Below are 15,525 nucleotides of genomic sequence, written 5' to 3'. Positions count from 1 at the left end.
GGGAAGCCCAGAATTGAGGCCGGAACAAGGGCATGACGGTTGAAGAAATTGTGCGCCGGGTGCGTGAGAGAAGCATCCGGTTGGCATCGGGATTGCCCGTCGCTACGCCGCCGATCGGCAACGACTTCTCCTTGAGCGGCATCGTTCCAATCCCGGAGACATGGAAACCTGCGTCCGTGCTGGTGCCGCTGGTCAATCGTGCGGCGGGCATCACGGTGCTGCTGACCCAGCGCACGGCAGACATGCCGAGTCATGCCGGCCAGGTCGCCTTTCCCGGGGGCCGGCGCCAAGCGAGCGACATCGATGCCGCGGCGACTGCCTTGCGCGAGACCGAGGAGGAGGTCGGCATTCCAGCGCGCTTCGTCGACGTGGTCGGTGCGGTCGATCTCTACCACACCGGCACCGGCTACGAGATCACGCCGATCGTCGGCATCGTGACGCCAGGTTTCACAATTCGTGCGGATCCGCGCGAGGTCGCCGATGTCTTCGAGGTGCCGCTCGAGCATTTCCTCGACGAGGTCAACCACAAGATCGACAGCCGGCAATACCAGGGCCGCGAGCGGCGCTACTACGCCATGCCGTACGGCGAGCGCTATATCTGGGGCGCCACCGCCGGCATGCTGAAGAACCTGCACTTCATCCTGACCGCCAAAGAGACTGAGGTGGCGTAGCCCGCGTGCGCAGAAGCCGATCAGTCGGCGGCCGGCGCCTTGCCGTAATCGGCGTCGCTGACAGGTTCGAGCCATGTCGTGGCCTGGCCCTTCTCATCGGTCTCCGACATCGCCAGATGGCACATCATGGCGTCGGGTGCAGAGCCGTGCCAATGCCGTGCATTCGGCGGAATCACCACGGTGTCTCCTGGCCGAATCATCTGCACCGGCTGGCCCTCGAGCTGGTAGCGCCCGATGCCGGACAGCACGTAGAGGATCTGGCCGACCGCGTGCTGATGCCAGTTGGTGCGCCCACCGGGCATGAACGTGACGCGCGAAGCCCGCAGCTTCGACGGGCCTTCGGGCGCCCAGACCGGGTCGGACATGACCGGCCCGACAAAATTCGCCATCTCTGCCTTGGACGTCTGGCGCGTGCCAGCGCGCATGATCCTGGGTTTCATCTGGTTTTCCTCCTGGAGCCTGCACCGTACGTTCATTGCCGGATCACGCCAAGTGAGGGATGTTTGATCATCAGATCGCCTGCACCTGGCCGCCGTCGATGTCGAGCATGATGCCGGTCATGAAGCTGGCCCGCGGCGAGGCGAGGAAGACGACGGCCGAGGCAAGCTCGCGCGGCTCGCCGAAGCGCTTGAGCAGGGTCACGTCGGCCAGGATGCGCCGGGCCTCGGCTTCGGAGACGTCGAGCTCGGCCGCCTTCTCCTTGGTCAGATAGACCATGCGTTCGGTGTCGATTGGGCCGGGATTGATCGCGTTGACCCTTACGTTGAACGGCGCCGCGGCTTCGGCGAGCACCTTGCTGGCGTTGATCAGCGCGGCATTGGTGACGCCCGCCGTCACCGAATAGGTGCGGGGCTGGCGGCCATGCGTACCGGCCATGAAGAGGATGCAGCCGGAGCGCTGCGCCTGCATCGCCTTGAACGCCTCGCGGGCGATGCGGATCTGCGCCACCACCTTGACGTCGAGCGCCTCTCGCCAGCCGTCGTCGGTCATCTCGTCGAACGGCGCCGTCTTCGGTCCGATCGAGTTGCAGATCATGGCGTCGAGCCGGCCATGCTTCTGCATCGTATCGTGCACGAGGGCAGCGATGTCTGCCTCCACCGTGCAGTCGGCACGACAGGCGATGACTGTGCCGCCGGTCTTGCGCGCGATCTCCTCGGCGCTCGTTGCGAGCCGCGCCTGGTTGCGGGCGGCGATGACTGTGATCGCGCCTTCGGCCGCGAATTCCTCGGCGATGGCGCGGCCCAGCCCGCCGCTCGCCGCCGTCACCACGGCGACCTTGCCGCGCAATCCGAGATCCATGCTGCTCCCCCATCGACGCACTGATGGCGGGTCACTATACAAGAGTGAGGCCAAAGAGGTTTCATGCGCATCGTCTTGCTGGTGTTCGTCTTCGTGACGGCGCCGACTGCGGCCTTCTTCCTGTGGGCGTGGGCGGTCAAGATCAAGCAGGAGCGCAAGCTCGCCGGCACCTTGCCGGAGTGGCAGGACATGCCGCTCACCTGGCTCGCCATTGCAGGCCTGGTATGTGCCATCGTGGGCTTCATCGTCATGTTCTTCACCCAGGACCAGGGCTACGGCGGTCTGTTCGCCCTATGATCGCGGCCGGAAAGATCGAGGCGTCGGCCTGGATGGCCGATGCGTCCTCGCAACGTCTATTTGCCGCGCTCGGGGCCGCCGGCATCGTGGCGCGATTCGTTGGCGGCTGCGTGCGCAACGCGGTGCTCGGAAAAACCGCCGATGACCTCGACCTTGCGGTCGACAAGCCGCCGGAGAGTGTGATGCGCGCGCTCGAAACGGCCGGCATCAAGGTCGTTCCGACCGGATTGAAGCACGGCACGGTGACGGCGATCGCCAATTCGCAGGTCTTCGAGCTCACGACCCTGCGCCGTGACGTCGAGACTGACGGGCGCCGTGCCGTCGTGGCCTTCACCGACGACTGGCTCGAAGATGCCGGCCGCCGCGACTTCACCTTCAACGCGCTTTACGCCGATCCCGACGGCACGCTGTACGATCCGTTCGACGGCCGCGCCGATCTCGCCGCAGGCAGGGTGCGGTTCATCGGCGATCCCGACACGCGCATCGCCGAGGATCGTCTCCGCGTGCTGCGCTTCTTCCGTTTCCACGCCTGGTATGGGCGCCCGCCGCTCGACGGGCCGAGCTACCAGGCCTGCGCGCGCAACGCGGCGTCGCTCGGCGGCCTGTCGGGCGAGCGGGTGCGCAAGGAGTTGCTGCGCACGCTCGAGGCGTCAGCCGCGCCCGATGCGTTCGGGGCGATGCGCGAAGCCGGCGTGCTCGACCGCTGGCTGCCCGAGTACGCCGGCTCGGCGCGGCTGCGCGCGTTGATTGCGCGCGAGGACGAGCCCGACGGGCTGCGGCGTCTGGCGGCGATCCTGCCGACGGGTGCCGATGCCACGGCCATCGGCAAGCGGCTGAAGCTTTCCACGCAGGAAGCCATGCGCCTCGACGTCATGCTGGCGCGCAAACCCGAGATCGACATCGCGGGTGGGCCGCGCGCCTGGCGAGAGGGCGTCTATCGCTTGGGCAATGGCCTCTACATCGATCGCCTGCTGCTCGCGGTCGACGCGCCCGGCGACTGGCGGGCTGCGCTCGCGATGGCACGCGCCTGGACGCCGCCCGAGCTGCCGGTTAGCGGAGGCGATGCTCTGAAGCTCGGCCTCAGGCCCGGGCCGAGGGTCGGTGCGCTGCTCGACGCGGTCGAGCGCTGGTGGGTCGACGGCGACTTTACCGCCGACCGTGCAGCCTGCCTCGCCGAACTCGAACGATTGGCGCGCGCGACATGATCCGGCCGGGCCTTACCTTCGTGCTGTGGCTTGCCATTGCCGTGCTGGTGCTGGTGAACGACATGATCGGCGACACCGTCATCGCCGACCGCCTGCCGACGATCGCGATCGAATGGTACAAGGTGCTGGTGCCGCTGCCTTATGTGGTGCTGATGGCGATCATCCATGCACGGCGTACCGCGGGGCCGAGGTGGTTCGAGGCGGCACTGCTCGCATCGCTGCTCTGGCCGCCGACCACGGTGCTTGCCGAGTATCTCTATGGATACCATACCTTCGAGCAGGAGCCCGCCAAATTCCTCGACCGCTTCGCCGTCTGGTGGGGCGCGCCCTATCCGTTGCTGGTCTTCGTGCTGTTCGCTGCGCCGCTCGCTGCTGGCTGGCTGATCAATCGCGGCCGTCGCATGTGAGCACAAATCTCCGTCGTCCCGACCGGAGCGAAGCGGAGTGGAGGGACATATTCATATGACTGCTGCCGACATGACGGGGAAATGGCTCAGGGCCACCGCGCTTCCGGCGGCAGCGACATCAGGATCGCCTCGACGTTGCCGCCGGTCATCAGGCCGAACTTGGTGCCCCGGTCGTGCAGCAGGTTGAACTCGACATAACGGCCGCGGCGCACGAGCTGGTGTTCGCGCTCGGCCGGCGTCCAGGGCTCGTTCATGTGCGCGCGCACGATCTTCGGATAGACCTCGAGGAAGGTCTCGCCGACGGCACGGGTGAAGGCAAAGTCCCCGGCGAAGTCGTCCTCGAGGTAGTCGTAGAAGATGCCGCCGACGCCGCGTGGCTCGCTGCGATGAGGCAGATAGAAATATTCGTCGCACCATTTCTTGAAGCGGGCGTAGCTGTCGTTGCCGTGCGTGGCGCACGCGGCCTGCAGGGCGCCGTGGAAGATGCGCGTGTCGCTGTCGTTCGGCACCATCGGCGTGAGGTCGGCGCCGCCGCCGAACCATGCCTTGGTGGTGGCAATGAAGCGCGTGTTCATGTGCACGGCCGGCACCCGCGGCGATCGCATATGTGCCACGAGTGAAATGCCTGAGGCATGGAAGCGCGGGTCGTCGGCGGCGCCCGGGATCTGCTTGCGAAATTCCGGGCTGAATTCGCCGAACACCGTCGAGACGTTGACGCCGACCTTTTCGAACACGCGGCCACGCATGATCGACATCACGCCGCCTCCGCGATCCTCGCCGGCCTCGCCGCGCTCACGCTGCCAGGCCTTGCGCTCGAAGCGGCCGGGCAGCAGCTCGGCGTGCATGCCCGTGAGCTCGGTCTCGATCCTCTCGAATTCGGCACAGAGGCGGTCGCGCAAAGCTTCGAACCAGGCGCGCGTGGCGATCTTGGCGGCGGTGATGTCGGTCATGTGGCGGCTGGGAATCCGGAGGTCTGGCGCAGGGCCTCGCTCAATACCATTGCCGCGGCCAGCGCGACATTCAGCGACCGCGCGCCTTTTTGCAGAGGCACGCGGACCCGGAGGTCGGCGTCGGCATGGACCTCGGCCGGAACCCCGGCGCTCTCGCGGCCGAGCAATAAGGTGTCGTCGGGCTCGAAGCTCGCCTGTGGCAACGAGATGGCGCCCGAGGTGGTGAGCAGGACCAGCCGGCCGGGCGGGCGGTCGCGCCGGAAAGCGACCCAGGAGTCATGCCGGTGGAGCTGCGCCAGGTCGTAATAATCCATCGCGGCGCGGCGGATTCGCTTGTCGTCGACCGGAAAGCCACACGGCTCGATGACGTCGAGCGGCGTGCCCATACAGGCGGCAAGGCGAATGAAAGCCCCGAGATTCTGGGGTATATCGGGCTCATAAAGAGCGAGGCGCATTGAATTCCTTCCTTCGGTCGTCCGCGTCGCGAAAAAGCGGCGAATGCGGCACCCTGTCACAGCGGCTTTCCGGCCTGCCTGCGACCAATCAGAGCCTTGAAACAAAAGGGGCTTTCTCGTCTATAAGCGTAACTCCTCGGGGGATGTAATAAGCAATGGCTTCCAGCACCATTCCGTCCGGCGCCCACGGCGATCCGACGCGGCGTGATTTCATCATGGTCGCGACAGGCGCCATGGCGGCTGTCGGCGCGATCGCGACGGCCTGGCCCTTCATCAACAATCTCAATCCCGCGGCCGATACGCTGGCACTCGCCTCGATCGAGGTGAACGTCCAGCCGGTCGCCGTGGGCCAGGCGATCACGGTGAAGTGGCGCGGCAAGCCGGTCTTCATCCGGCATCGCACCCCGGCGGAGATCAAGGCGGCCGAGGACGTGAAGATGTCCGAGCTGCCGGACCCCCAGACCGACAATGCCCGCGTCACCGACAGTGCCAAGAAGGTGCGGCCGGAGTGGCTGATCATCGTCGGCGTCTGCACCCATCTCGGTTGCGTGCCGCTGGGCAACAACCCGGGCGATCCGCGCGGCGAGTACAATGGCTGGTTCTGCCCCTGCCACGGTTCGCAGTACGACACGTCCGGACGCATCCGCAAGGGGCCTGCGCCCACGAACCTGGTAGTTCCGGACTACCTCTTCACGTCCGATACGCTCGTCAAAATCGGCTAGCGCCAGGAGTCATTGATGGCCTCGTCTCACGGCGCTCCGCCGGTCTTCAACAACAAGGTGGTCGCCTGGATCGATCACCGCCTGCCGATCTTTTCGTATATCGAGAAGGAGTATCACACCTTCCCGACGCCGCGGAATTTCAACTACTTCTGGAATTTCGGGGCAATCGCCACGGTGATGCTGGTGGTGATGATCGCGAGCGGCATCGTGCTGGCCACCAACTACACGCCGCACGTGCTGATGGCCTTCGATTCGGTCGAGCGCATCGACCGCGACGTGCCGCAGGGCTGGCTGCTCCGCGACATGCACATGAACGGTGCATCGTTCTTCTTCATTGCCGTCTACATCCACATCTTCCGCGGCATGTACTACGGCTCCTACAAGGCGCCCCGCGAGCTGCTGTGGATCCTGGGCGTGCTGATCTTTTTGCTGATGATGGCAACCGGCTTCATGGGCTATGTGCTGCCATGGGGCCAGATGAGCTTCTGGGGCGCCACTGTCATCACCAGCCTGTTCTCTGCCATTCCGGTGGTCGGCGATTCGATCGTGACCTGGCTGTGGGGCGGCTTTGCGGTCGACAATCCCACGCTCAACCGCTTCTTCGCCCTGCACTACCTGTTGCCGTTCGTCATCGTCGCGGTGGTGGCGCTGCATGTCGTGGCGCTGCACGTGCACGGCTCGAACAATCCGCTGGGCATCGACCCGAAGGGCCCGCAGGACACCGTGCCGTTCCATCCGTACTACACGATGAAGGATGGCTTCGGCGTCATGTGCTTCATGATCGTCTACGCCGCTTTCGTGTTCTTCGCGCCCGACTACCTGGGCCATCCCGACAATTACACGCCGGCCAATCCGCTGGTGACCCCGGCGCACATCGTGCCCGAATGGTACTTCCTGCCGTTCTACGCAATCCTGCGTGCCGTTCCCGACAAGCTGGGTGGCGTGCTGGCGATGTTCGGCGCCATCGCGATCTTGTTCGTGCTGCCCTGGCTCGACACCTCGCGCGTGCGCTCTTGCGTGTTTCGGCCGATCTACAAGTGGTTCATGTTCGTGCTGGTGATCGACGTGATCGTGCTGGGCTGGTGCGGCGCGAACCCGCCGGAAGGCTTCTTCGTCCCGCTCTCGCGAGTCGCCACGCTCTACTACTTCTTCCACTTCATCGTGCTGCTCCCGATCCTGGGCAAGATCGAGCGGCCTCTGCCATTGCCGGCCAGCATTGCCGACTCTGTGCTCAAGAAGAAGGTGGCGTGAGCACCATGCGCAAGTTTCTCGCCTCGGGCGCGATCGCCCTCGCAGCCCTCACCGCCGGCGCGGTCGCCATAGCGGCCGAATCGGTCGTGCATCCGCCGCACAAGCATTGGCACTTCCAGGGCCCGTTCGGCACCTATGACAGGGCCGCCGCGCAACGCGGTTTCCAGGTCTACAAGGATGTCTGCGCGGCCTGTCACTCCCTGTCGCTCCTGTCCTATCGCAACCTGACGGAACTTGGCCTAACCGAGGATCAGGTAAAGGGCATCGCGGCAGAGTTCCAGGTGCCCGACCTCAGCGACGACGGCTCGCCCATCGAGCGTCCGGCGCGCCCCTCCGATCGCTTCAAGAAGCCGTTCCCCAACGCGCTGGCCGCGGCGGCCGCCAATGGCGGCAAGGCGCCTCCCGACCTCAGCCTCATCGTCAAGGCGCGCGAGGGCGGGCCGGACTACATCCATGGTCTGCTGACCGGCTACGTGCCGTTCGAGAAGCTCACGCCGGAGCAGGTCAAGGAGTTTGCCGTCACCAAGGACGACAACTTCAACCTCTATTTCCCGGGCCACAAGATCGCCATGCCGCCGCCGCTCAGCGACGACAAGGTGACCTATGTCGATGGCACCAAGGCGACGGTCGAGCAGATGTCGACCGACGTCACGGAGTTCCTCGCCTGGGCGTCGGAGCCGCACCTCGAGGCGCGCAACCGCACTGGCATCCGGGTCGTGCTCTTCCTGCTCGCGCTTGCCGGCCTGATGTATGCCGTGAAGCGGCAGGTCTGGGCCGACAAGCACTGATCCGGCCGCGCAGGCCAAAAATGGAAAAGCCGCGGTGTTCCGCGGCTTTTTTGTTGGTCGGCTGCCTTGATCGGCGCGGGAGCCGAGCTGGCGGAAACGATTCTTTCGCGGGCCCGCGAGGCTCACGGCTCGACGAGCGCGATCCCCAGGCCCGGCTGTTTCCGGCGGCGCAGATGCGCGGGAGTCTCCACCACAGTTACTTCGAGAGTCGGCCGCACGATCCCTTTCAGGAAGTGCCCTCCACGCGTGGTGCCGTCCTGCAAGCCGAGCACGGCGTGCATGTGGAGGCTCGCCTTGCCGTCGTCGGCGATCGCAATGTCGCCCAGCAAGCTCAATCCCTCGCACTGCTGGTCGATCTCGATCGGGCGGTACGTCTTGGCTCGGAGGTCGAACCATCCGACGGTTACGCGCTCGAAGGCGCCGAGGGCGCTCAGCGAGGCGCCGCCCAGATGATTGCGATTGGCGAAGTCGGTGAGGGCGGAGAACGCTTCGTCGCCGGCATCCAGCACGACAACGAAGGTGCGCTCACCCGCCTCCTCCCAGACCAACCGGGACTTCATCGCCAAAAGAGGGCCAGCAGGATGATGATCGGAATGGGAACACCCAGCAGCCAAAGTAGAATTCCGCGACCCATGACAGTCTCCTTTGAGAGCGAGCAACGACGGGGAGAGCGGAAGCGGGCTGCTCTTCCTTCTCACCCCTGACGGTAGTGAACATGTTGCGCGCGTATGTTGTTCGTTGAGCGCTAACGTCGAGTTGTGGGGAATGGTTGCGGGACTGCGCGCCGATGACGGCGTTAGGCTGCGGCCCTAGTTCCACGCCTGCAGAATCTCCTCGCTCGTCGCCGTCGCAATCTGCTGCGAGAAGCGTTCGCGATAGAGCAGCAGAAGGGCGTCATGCGTGGCGTCGCTCACGCTGCACAGGGCATCGGTGGCGAGCACGACATGGAAACCGAGATCGAGCGCCGACATGACGGTCGCCAGTACGCACACGTCGGTCTCGCCGCCGCTCATGATCAGCGTGTCCGCGCCCTGCGACTTGAGCCATGGTGCGAGCCTGGGATTGCCGAACGCCGAATAGACCGCCTTGTCACAGAGACGGGCGGGCGGCATGAGCCCGCGCAGCGGCTCGACGAGTTCAAGCAGGCGTCTATCGAGCTTTTCCCGCGTCATGGCCTGCCAGCGGCGATAGTAGTCCTGCCACGCGCCCGGCATGTCCTCGGACCGCCGCGGCGGGATGAAGCGCGTGAACACCGTACGCTCGGGATGACGCCGCGCCAGCTCGACGACCATCGGCAGGATGCGCGGCAGCCAGGGCACCGACCACGGTCCCGGCTCGGCGAACAGGAGCTGCATGTCGATGGCGAGATGGACCGCCGAGCCGAGACGCAGATCGGTCACGGCTATCGGCCGCCGTCGAACCGGCGCGTGCCAATCTCCAGGAGCTGCGCGGCGCGCTCGGGGCCCCGGCGGTCCAGAACCTCGAGCGTCTTACCGTTGAAGCCCGCGTAATGGATGAAGAAGGATTCGATCTCCTCGAGCAGACGAGGCCGGAGGTCGGCGAGCGCTTGTACATGCCCGTGCGCGGGTGCGTGCCTGGCCACGGCGAGAAAGCGGTCGTTGCGTTTCCATTCTCCCCGGCCCTCGCGCTGACGCACCTCGAGCACGCCGATCAGGCGCGCCGCCACCACGCAGCCGGGCGGCACGCCGTGATCGAGGAACAGCAGCACGTCGAGCGGATCGCCGTCGTCGCCCCGGGTCGAGGGCAAGAAGCCGAAATCGTACGGAAACGACAATCCCTCGGCGAGTACGGAGCCGAGGCGCAAGGCGCCATGCTCTCGATCGTACTTGTACTTGTTCCTGCTGCCCTTGGGCGTTTCGACGACCACGGTGACGTCTCCCGTTTCGCGGTCGCGGACGGGCAGATCGATCAGGGACGGCGAGGATTTCTCGGATCCGGCCATGCGCCAATAACGGCGCCCTCGGCTCAATGTTGCAGCCGTCGACCCTATCTCTTCAGCCGCCGCTCGATCGCCTCGTGGCGGGCGAGCAGCTTGCGGGCACGGTCGATGACCGGGATGTCGATCATCTTGCCGTCGACCGAGAAGGAGCCGCGGCCGTCGGCGGCCGCTTTCCTGTTGGCCTCGATCAGCTTCAGCGCATGGGCCACTTCCTCGGCCTTCGGCGTGAAAGCCTCGTTCAGGGCCGTCACCAGGCCGGGATGGATGCAGGTGCCGCCGGAAAAGCCGAAGCGGCGCGCGCGTTCGGCGCTTTTTCGGTAGGCGTCGGGATCGGAATAGTCGGCGACGGTGCCCAGGATGCCGATCATCGGCACGCCATGCGCCTGCGCCGCGAACGCTACCATGCGCTTGGGCAATTCGAGCGTCTCGTCGCCCGGCACCGAGCCCGTCTCCAGCGCGAAATCCTCGCCGCCGAGCATCATGGCGATGACCCGCGGGCCATGCTCGGCGATGTCGTTGATGTGCGCGAGCGCGCGCGGATGCTCGATCATCGCGGCGAAGCCGATGCCGCCGATCGGCAGGCCGCGTTCCTTCTCGAGCTCTGTCACGATCTCGTCGAGCAGGCGCAGGTGCTGCACGCCCTCGGCCTTGGTGACGAACAGCGCCGACAGGCCCGGTCGCACCGCGGCCTCGATGTCGGCGACGGCCATGCGCATCGGCCGGTTGATGCGGACGGCGACGTCGGCGCCGCCGCGGGCGACCTTCGACATTGTCTCGACCAGCATGGCGCGCGCCTCGGGCTTCTGTGCCGGCTGCACGCTGTCCTCGAGATCGACCAGCACGCAATCCGCGCCACGCTCGTGCGCCTTGTCGATGAACTTCGGGACGTTGCCCGGCACGTAGAGGATCGAGCGCCAGACGGGCGGCGTGGGGCGCATCACTTGATCACTCCAGCCTGCTTGAGCTTGTCGTACTCGGTCTCGCCGAGCAGGGGCTTCAGCAGTGCCTCGTTGTGCTCGCCGATCTTCGGCGCTGCGGACTTCAGGGCGCCCGGCGTGCCGGAGAGGCGAGGCACGACCGGATGCGTCGGCAACTCGCCCATCGTCTCGTCGGGAATCTCGATCAATGCCTCGCGCTCCAGGACATAGTCGTCCTGCGTGATCTGGGCGATGTCGTAGACCGGGCCGATGGTGACACCCGCCTCATCGAAATACCTGAGATTCTCGGCGAGATCGCGGGCGCCGACGAACTCGCCGATCATGCGGTCGAGCTCGAGACCGTTCTTGACGCGCTCGATGTTGGTCGAGAAGCGCGGATCCTTCACGAGCTCGGGTCGGCCGATCTTGACCAGCACGCGTTCGGCCATGCCTTGTGTCGAGGCCGACAGGCAGACCCAGTGACCGTCCTTTGTCTGATAGACATTGCGCGGCGCGGCATTGGTCGAGCGGCTGCCCGTACGGACTTTCACCTCGCCGGTCAGTTTGTAGTTGGCCGCCTGCGGTCCGAGCATCGAATACAGCGGATCGAACAATGGCAGGTCCATCACTTGGCCCTGGCCGCCGTTCATCTCGACCTCGCGTAGCGCGACCAGGACCGCGCCGTAGCCGTTCAGCGCCGCCATGCAGTCGGCGAGATACATCGGCGGCAGCACCGGTTCGCGATCGCCGAAGCCGTTCATCGAGGCGAAGCCCGAATAGCCCTCGATCAATGTGCCGAAGCCCGGCTTGTGGCGGTAGCGTCCGTCCTGGCCCCAGCCCGAGATGCGCACCACGACCAGCCGGGGGTTGATCTCGAGCAGCGCCGCCGGGGCGAGCCCCATGTCCTCCAGCACGCCCGGCCGGAAGCTCTCCACCAGGATCGCGGCCGACCTCGCGAGCTCGCGCACAATGGCGCGGCCGGCATCGGAGCGCAGGTCGAGCGCGACGCTCTTCTTGTTGCGGCTGTAGACTTTCCACGCCGTCTCGACGCCCTTCACCTTCCAGGAGCGCAGCGTGTCGCCCTCGGGCGGCTCGATCTTGATCACTTCGGCGCCGAAATCGGCGAGCTGGAGCGTCAGGATATTGCCGGCGACCAGGCGCGACAGATCGACGACACGGACCCCGTTCAGGGGGCCGCGTGCCTCGGGCGTGAAGGACTTCTGGGCTGGCTTTTTCATGGCCGGGAGCGCGGCTCTCCAGAGCCGCTCATGCAAAGGTCGAAGACGGAAGAGCGGCTCTGGAGAGCCGCGCTCCCAGCTTAGCCGACGTGCTTGGCAAACAGCTCGAGCGTGCGGGCCATTGCCTGCTTGGAGGCGGCGGCGTCGTAGCTGCCGCGCTCGTCGCAATGGAAGCCGTGGTCGGCCGGATAGTCGAAGATGGCGACATCGGGATGGAGCTGGCGCAGCTCGTTCACGTGCGCCATCGGGATGTGCATGTCCTTGTCGCCGAAATGCATCTGCGTCGGCACCGTCGGCTTCTCGCTCTTGGTGCCGTGGATGCCGCCGCCGTAATAGGCCGACACGGCGTCGGGCTTGAGGCGGGTGGCGGCCAGCCAGGCGATCGTGCCGCCCCAGCAATAGCCGGTCACCGCGACCTTCTTCGCACCGCGCTTCTTCAGCTCGTCCATCGCCGCCTGGACGTCCTGCACCGCCTTGTCGGTGAAGCCCGGCGTCATCACGTAGCCACGCCCCTCGGCAATGGTGTCCGGCGTGTAGCCGAGCTCGATGCCGGGCTTGATGTGGTCGAAGAAGCACGGGGCGAGCGCGATATAGCCGTCGGCCGCGAACTTGTCGGTCACCGCCCGGATGTGATGGTTCACCCCGAAAATTTCCTGCACGACCACGACGCCACCTTTGGGTGTCCCCTTCGGTGTGGCAAGGTAGGCGCCGATTTCCCCGGCCGCTGATTTGAGACGAATATCTTCACCCATGAAAAAACCTCCCGATTGCGGGCCGCAGTGAACATGGTAATGCGGCTTCGTTCAACCCACTGGCTCGCAGTGCGAGCCTAGAAGGCAGGCGATGTACATCCCGAAGCATTTCGAGGGCAGCGAGGTCGACGGCCGCGAGATCATGAAGGTCCATAGCTGGGCGCTGCTGACCACGGCCGACGAAGCCGGCGCGCCGCTCTGCACGCATCTCGCATTGCAATGGGAGGACGACGGCAGCCCGCACGGCACCCTGGTCGGGCACATGGCGCGTGCCAACGATCACTGGAAGCTGTTCGCGCGCCCAGCGCCGTCGCTTGCGATCTTCTGGGGCCCGCACGCCTATGTCTCGCCGACCTGGTACACACCCGGCCCCAAGGTGCCGACCTGGAACTACGTCACCGTGCACGCCTATGGCCGGCCGGAGATCGTCGAGGCGACCCCTGCCGTGCTGATGGTGCTGACCAAGCTCGCCGCACAATACGAGGGTACCGGCGCCGACGCCTGGGGCTTGGGACACCTGCCGCCCGGCAACGCCGCCGGCCAGACGCAGCACATTGTCGCGTTTCGCATGACGCTCGACCGTATCGAGACCAAGCTCAAGCTCAGCCAGAACCGCGAGCTGGAAGATCGCCAGCGCGTGATCGCAAAGCTTGAGGCGAGCGACAACCAGGACTCGCAGGCAACGGCGAAGTGGATGAAGCGGGTGCTGCCTGCCTGAGCGTGGCGGCAATCTCCTCGTCCTGACCGCCCTCGCTCTTGCCGTGGGGGCGGCAACCGGAGTCGTGTGCGCGATTTTCCGCCTGGCGCTGGAGCAGGCCGACCGGCTGCGCGACCTCGCCATCGCCTGGGCGCATGGCCAGGCGTTCGCCGGCTTCCTGCTCGTGGTGTTGGCAGGCGCCGCGGCGGCGCTCGCCGCCTGGCTGGTGCGCCGTTTCGCGCCGCACGCGACGGGCAGCGGCATCCCGCATGTCGAGGCGGTGTTGCGCCAGGAAGTGCCGCCCGCACCTTTCATTCTGCTGCCGGTGAAATTCGTCGGCGGCCTGCTGGCGATCGGCTCCGGCCTCGCGCTCGGCCGCGAGGGACCGAGCGTGCAGATGGGCGCCAGCATCGCTCATGTCGCGGCTGCTCTGTCGCAGCGTTGCTGGGCCGACAGCCGGGTGCTGATGGCCGCCGGTGCCGGCGCGGGCCTTGCCACCGCCTTCAACGCGCCCATCGCCGGTGCGGTGTTCGTGCTCGAGGAGCTGGTGCAGCGCTTCGAGCAGCGGATCGCGATCGCGGCACTTGCCGCCTCGGCGACGGCAATCGGGACGGCGCGGGCGATCCTGGGCGACCAGACGGACTTCACCGTCATCGCGCTCGATCACGTGCCGTCGTTCAGCCTGCCCCTGTTCCTTGTCCTGGGTGCCGTCGCCGGACTGCTCGCCGTTGGCTACAACCGCTCGCTGCTTGCGACGATGGCTGCGTTCGAAAGGATGCGACTGTTGCTGCCCGAGGTGCGCGCGGCGCTGGTCGGTGCGGCCGTCGCCGCAGTGGCGTGGTTCGCGCCGTCCTTCGTCGGCGGCGGTGACGCGTTGACCCAGCGGGCCCTGTCAGGCGTCGAGCCGTTGGCCTTCCTGCCGCTGCTCTTCCTGTTGCGGGTGGTGATGGGGCACGCGTCCTACGCGGCAGGGACGCCGGGTGGCCTGTTCGCCCCGATGCTGGTGCTCGGCGCGCAGTCGGGATTGCTGTTCGGGGCCGCCTGCCTCTTCGTCTTTCCCGGCTTGGGTGTTCCTGTGCAAGCCTTCGCCGTGGTCGGCATGGCCGCCTTCTTCACCGGCGTGGTGCGCGCGCCGCTCACCGGGATCGTGCTGATCACGGAGATGACGGCGGCCTTCACCGTGCTGCTGCCGATGCTGGGCGCCTGCTGCGCCGCCATGCTCGTGCCGACCCTGTTGCGCAACCTGCCGATCTACGAATCCCTGCGCGAGGGAACATTGCGGCGCGAGCGGACGCTCCAGAAGCGCTGACATCATTGGACCGCGCGCATCCTTGCGCGCTCATGGGCGCGTATGAGCGCGCAAGGATGCGCGCGGTCCAATGATCATGATCCGGTGGCGCCACACTTCGGAACGACAAGATGCTCCCGTCGTCCCGAGAATTTGTCTCGACAATGTCGAGGCGCTGGGAGCGCGGCTCTCCAGAGCCGCTCTGGGGTTTGGCGAAGCGAAGAAAGAGCGGCTCTGGAGAGCCGCGCTCCCAGCGATCCGAATTCACCGGCTTTCTCGGTGACGAGGAGAGCCTAGGCGGAATTCGCCGCTGCGGCCTTTGCTGCCCGCTCTGCCTCATCGGCGGCTTTGTCGGCGGCATCGCAGCGGTCGGACGCGCGGCCGTCGATCACGTAGAGCAGCGCCGAGAAGCCGATATAGGCGCCGCCGAACAGGAAATAATGCCACGCCTCGATCTGCAGGCGCAGCAGGACGAGGACGAATGGCACGGGAATGAAGACCAGGGCGAAGCGGACCCAGGTCCGTCGGCGATAGGTCGTCGTCAGCGCCGTGGCCTCGGCCCGCAAGGCCGAGGCCCGCTGCTGCAGTTCCTGGTGTCGAGCGGTCGCCATGCCGCCAGCCTATCACG

At 66.2% G+C, this 15,525-nt stretch carries 20 protein-coding genes; 9 read left to right on the top strand and 11 right to left on the bottom strand.

Annotation, left to right across the window (positions count from 1 at the left end; all coding sequences use genetic code 11):
• The first annotated feature begins 32 nt into the window (after positions 1 to 32).
• Entirely contained in the window at positions 33 to 671 is a 639-nt protein-coding gene (locus tag ACQY8M_RS02990) for a CoA pyrophosphatase (RefSeq protein WP_428668998.1), read from the top strand.
• A 20-nt stretch (positions 672 to 691) separates the two neighbouring features.
• Here ACQY8M_RS02990 and ACQY8M_RS02985 read toward each other — a convergent pair whose 3' ends face one another.
• Positions 692 to 1,111, bottom strand: a complete 420-nt coding sequence (locus ACQY8M_RS02985) for a (R)-mandelonitrile lyase (protein ID WP_428668997.1) — start codon at positions 1,109 to 1,111, stop codon at positions 692 to 694.
• A gap of 70 nt (positions 1,112 to 1,181) precedes the next feature.
• Positions 1,182 to 1,970: an SDR family oxidoreductase gene (locus tag ACQY8M_RS02980; RefSeq protein ID WP_428668996.1), complete on the bottom strand. Its 789-nt coding sequence runs from the start codon at positions 1,968 to 1,970 to the stop codon at positions 1,182 to 1,184.
• 63 nt (positions 1,971 to 2,033) lie between these two features.
• Between ACQY8M_RS02980 and ACQY8M_RS02975 the strand changes: the two genes are divergently transcribed.
• From ACQY8M_RS02975 to ACQY8M_RS02965, 3 genes are read left to right on the top strand one after another with little or no spacing between them, the layout of a single operon-like run.
• Positions 2,034 to 2,267, top strand: coding sequence for a hypothetical protein (locus ACQY8M_RS02975; RefSeq protein WP_428668995.1), 234 nt, complete (start codon positions 2,034 to 2,036; stop codon positions 2,265 to 2,267).
• Positions 2,264 to 3,472 carry a CCA tRNA nucleotidyltransferase gene (locus tag ACQY8M_RS02970; protein ID WP_428668994.1) on the top strand — a complete coding sequence of 403 codons (1,209 nt, stop codon included), beginning with the start codon at positions 2,264 to 2,266 and terminating at the stop codon, positions 3,470 to 3,472. The genes ACQY8M_RS02975 and ACQY8M_RS02970 overlap by 4 nt, the downstream gene beginning before the upstream one ends.
• Positions 3,469 to 3,879 carry a hypothetical protein gene (locus tag ACQY8M_RS02965; RefSeq protein ID WP_428668993.1) on the top strand — a complete coding sequence of 137 codons (411 nt, stop codon included), beginning with the start codon at positions 3,469 to 3,471 and terminating at the stop codon, positions 3,877 to 3,879. Before ACQY8M_RS02970 ends, ACQY8M_RS02965 begins: the two co-directional genes overlap by 4 nt.
• Positions 3,880 to 3,965: 86 nt before the next feature.
• On the opposite strand, the gene hemF is transcribed toward ACQY8M_RS02965, so the two are convergent.
• Both hemF and ACQY8M_RS02955 read right to left on the bottom strand, forming a co-directional pair.
• Positions 3,966 to 4,829, bottom strand: a complete 864-nt coding sequence (hemF, locus tag ACQY8M_RS02960; protein WP_428668992.1) for an oxygen-dependent coproporphyrinogen oxidase — start codon at positions 4,827 to 4,829, stop codon at positions 3,966 to 3,968.
• Complete coding sequence (locus ACQY8M_RS02955; protein ID WP_428668991.1) at positions 4,826 to 5,284, bottom strand: tRNA (cytidine(34)-2'-O)-methyltransferase; 459 nt, start codon at positions 5,282 to 5,284, stop codon at positions 4,826 to 4,828. Before ACQY8M_RS02955 ends, hemF begins: the two co-directional genes overlap by 4 nt.
• Positions 5,285 to 5,439: 155 nt before the next feature.
• Between ACQY8M_RS02955 and petA the strand changes: the two genes are divergently transcribed.
• The 3 genes from petA to ACQY8M_RS02940 are packed head-to-tail and all read left to right on the top strand — an operon-like array spanning position 5,440 to position 8,045.
• Positions 5,440 to 6,006: a ubiquinol-cytochrome c reductase iron-sulfur subunit gene (petA, locus tag ACQY8M_RS02950; RefSeq protein ID WP_428668990.1), complete on the top strand. Its 567-nt coding sequence runs from the start codon at positions 5,440 to 5,442 to the stop codon at positions 6,004 to 6,006.
• Positions 6,007 to 6,021: 15 nt separating this feature from the next.
• Positions 6,022 to 7,257 carry a cytochrome b gene (locus ACQY8M_RS02945; protein WP_428668989.1) on the top strand — a complete coding sequence of 412 codons (1,236 nt, stop codon included), beginning with the start codon at positions 6,022 to 6,024 and terminating at the stop codon, positions 7,255 to 7,257.
• Positions 7,258 to 7,262: 5 nt separating this feature from the next.
• Entirely contained in the window at positions 7,263 to 8,045 is a 783-nt protein-coding gene (locus ACQY8M_RS02940; protein WP_428675301.1) for a cytochrome c1, read from the top strand.
• Between the two features lie 122 nt (positions 8,046 to 8,167).
• On the opposite strand, the gene ACQY8M_RS02935 is transcribed toward ACQY8M_RS02940, so the two are convergent.
• From ACQY8M_RS02935 to ACQY8M_RS02910, 6 genes are all read right to left on the bottom strand, one after another.
• Positions 8,168 to 8,605 carry a PPC domain-containing DNA-binding protein gene (locus tag ACQY8M_RS02935; RefSeq protein ID WP_428675300.1) on the bottom strand — a complete coding sequence of 146 codons (438 nt, stop codon included), beginning with the start codon at positions 8,603 to 8,605 and terminating at the stop codon, positions 8,168 to 8,170.
• 249 nt (positions 8,606 to 8,854) lie between these two features.
• Positions 8,855 to 9,445, bottom strand: a complete 591-nt coding sequence (locus ACQY8M_RS02930) for a cysteine hydrolase family protein (RefSeq protein WP_428668988.1) — start codon at positions 9,443 to 9,445, stop codon at positions 8,855 to 8,857.
• Between the two features lie 2 nt (positions 9,446 to 9,447).
• Positions 9,448 to 10,008, bottom strand: a complete 561-nt coding sequence (locus ACQY8M_RS02925; RefSeq protein ID WP_428668987.1) for an inorganic diphosphatase — start codon at positions 10,006 to 10,008, stop codon at positions 9,448 to 9,450.
• A 44-nt stretch (positions 10,009 to 10,052) separates the two neighbouring features.
• A complete protein-coding gene (locus ACQY8M_RS02920) occupies positions 10,053 to 10,943 on the bottom strand; it encodes an HpcH/HpaI aldolase/citrate lyase family protein (RefSeq protein ID WP_428675299.1) in 891 nt (296 codons plus the stop codon).
• Positions 10,943 to 12,160 carry a CaiB/BaiF CoA transferase family protein gene (locus ACQY8M_RS02915; RefSeq protein WP_428668986.1) on the bottom strand — a complete coding sequence of 406 codons (1,218 nt, stop codon included), beginning with the start codon at positions 12,158 to 12,160 and terminating at the stop codon, positions 10,943 to 10,945. Before ACQY8M_RS02915 ends, ACQY8M_RS02920 begins: the two co-directional genes overlap by 1 nt.
• A gap of 80 nt (positions 12,161 to 12,240) precedes the next feature.
• Positions 12,241 to 12,912, bottom strand: a complete 672-nt coding sequence (locus tag ACQY8M_RS02910) for a dienelactone hydrolase family protein (RefSeq protein WP_428668985.1) — start codon at positions 12,910 to 12,912, stop codon at positions 12,241 to 12,243.
• Positions 12,913 to 13,003: 91 nt separating this feature from the next.
• Between ACQY8M_RS02910 and ACQY8M_RS02905 the strand changes: the two genes are divergently transcribed.
• Both ACQY8M_RS02905 and clcA read left to right on the top strand, forming a co-directional pair.
• Entirely contained in the window at positions 13,004 to 13,630 is a 627-nt protein-coding gene (locus ACQY8M_RS02905) for an FMN-binding negative transcriptional regulator (RefSeq protein WP_428668984.1), read from the top strand.
• A 64-nt stretch (positions 13,631 to 13,694) separates the two neighbouring features.
• Entirely contained in the window at positions 13,695 to 14,918 is a 1,224-nt protein-coding gene (gene clcA / locus ACQY8M_RS02900; protein ID WP_428668983.1) for a H(+)/Cl(-) exchange transporter ClcA, read from the top strand.
• A 272-nt stretch (positions 14,919 to 15,190) separates the two neighbouring features.
• On the opposite strand, the gene ACQY8M_RS02895 is transcribed toward clcA, so the two are convergent.
• Positions 15,191 to 15,508, bottom strand: a complete 318-nt coding sequence (locus ACQY8M_RS02895; RefSeq protein ID WP_428668982.1) for a hypothetical protein — start codon at positions 15,506 to 15,508, stop codon at positions 15,191 to 15,193.
• Positions 15,509 to 15,525: the final 17 nt, after the last annotated feature.

Source organism: Reyranella sp. (assembly GCF_965279465.1).
GTDB lineage: Bacteria > Pseudomonadota > Alphaproteobacteria > Reyranellales > Reyranellaceae > Reyranella.
Note: the sequence above shows the minus strand (reverse complement) of the source record. Positions and strands in the feature narration are given on the sequence as shown.

Coding starts and splice junctions, on each gene's coding strand:
- ACQY8M_RS02990 (WP_428668998.1), top strand. CDS start 33: ATGACGGTTGAAGAAATTGTGCGCCGGGTGCGTGAGAGAAGCATCCGG.
- ACQY8M_RS02945 (WP_428668989.1), top strand. CDS start 6,022: ATGGCCTCGTCTCACGGCGCTCCGCCGGTCTTCAACAACAAGGTGGTC.
- ACQY8M_RS02935 (WP_428675300.1), bottom strand. CDS start 8,605: ATGAAGTCCCGGTTGGTCTGGGAGGAGGCGGGTGAGCGCACCTTCGTT.
- ACQY8M_RS02975 (WP_428668995.1), top strand. CDS start 2,034: ATGCGCATCGTCTTGCTGGTGTTCGTCTTCGTGACGGCGCCGACTGCG.
- ACQY8M_RS02970 (WP_428668994.1), top strand. CDS start 2,264: ATGATCGCGGCCGGAAAGATCGAGGCGTCGGCCTGGATGGCCGATGCG.
- ACQY8M_RS02910 (WP_428668985.1), bottom strand. CDS start 12,912: ATGGGTGAAGATATTCGTCTCAAATCAGCGGCCGGGGAAATCGGCGCC.
- ACQY8M_RS02980 (WP_428668996.1), bottom strand. CDS start 1,970: ATGGATCTCGGATTGCGCGGCAAGGTCGCCGTGGTGACGGCGGCGAGC.
- ACQY8M_RS02905 (WP_428668984.1), top strand. CDS start 13,004: ATGTACATCCCGAAGCATTTCGAGGGCAGCGAGGTCGACGGCCGCGAG.
- ACQY8M_RS02940 (WP_428675301.1), top strand. CDS start 7,263: ATGCGCAAGTTTCTCGCCTCGGGCGCGATCGCCCTCGCAGCCCTCACC.
- ACQY8M_RS02925 (WP_428668987.1), bottom strand. CDS start 10,008: ATGGCCGGATCCGAGAAATCCTCGCCGTCCCTGATCGATCTGCCCGTC.
- ACQY8M_RS02915 (WP_428668986.1), bottom strand. CDS start 12,160: ATGAAAAAGCCAGCCCAGAAGTCCTTCACGCCCGAGGCACGCGGCCCC.
- ACQY8M_RS02895 (WP_428668982.1), bottom strand. CDS start 15,508: ATGGCGACCGCTCGACACCAGGAACTGCAGCAGCGGGCCTCGGCCTTG.
- ACQY8M_RS02955 (WP_428668991.1), bottom strand. CDS start 5,284: ATGCGCCTCGCTCTTTATGAGCCCGATATACCCCAGAATCTCGGGGCT.
- ACQY8M_RS02920 (WP_428675299.1), bottom strand. CDS start 10,943: ATGCGCCCCACGCCGCCCGTCTGGCGCTCGATCCTCTACGTGCCGGGC.
- ACQY8M_RS02965 (WP_428668993.1), top strand. CDS start 3,469: ATGATCCGGCCGGGCCTTACCTTCGTGCTGTGGCTTGCCATTGCCGTG.
- hemF (WP_428668992.1), bottom strand. CDS start 4,829: ATGACCGACATCACCGCCGCCAAGATCGCCACGCGCGCCTGGTTCGAA.
- ACQY8M_RS02985 (WP_428668997.1), bottom strand. CDS start 1,111: ATGAAACCCAGGATCATGCGCGCTGGCACGCGCCAGACGTCCAAGGCA.
- petA (WP_428668990.1), top strand. CDS start 5,440: ATGGCTTCCAGCACCATTCCGTCCGGCGCCCACGGCGATCCGACGCGG.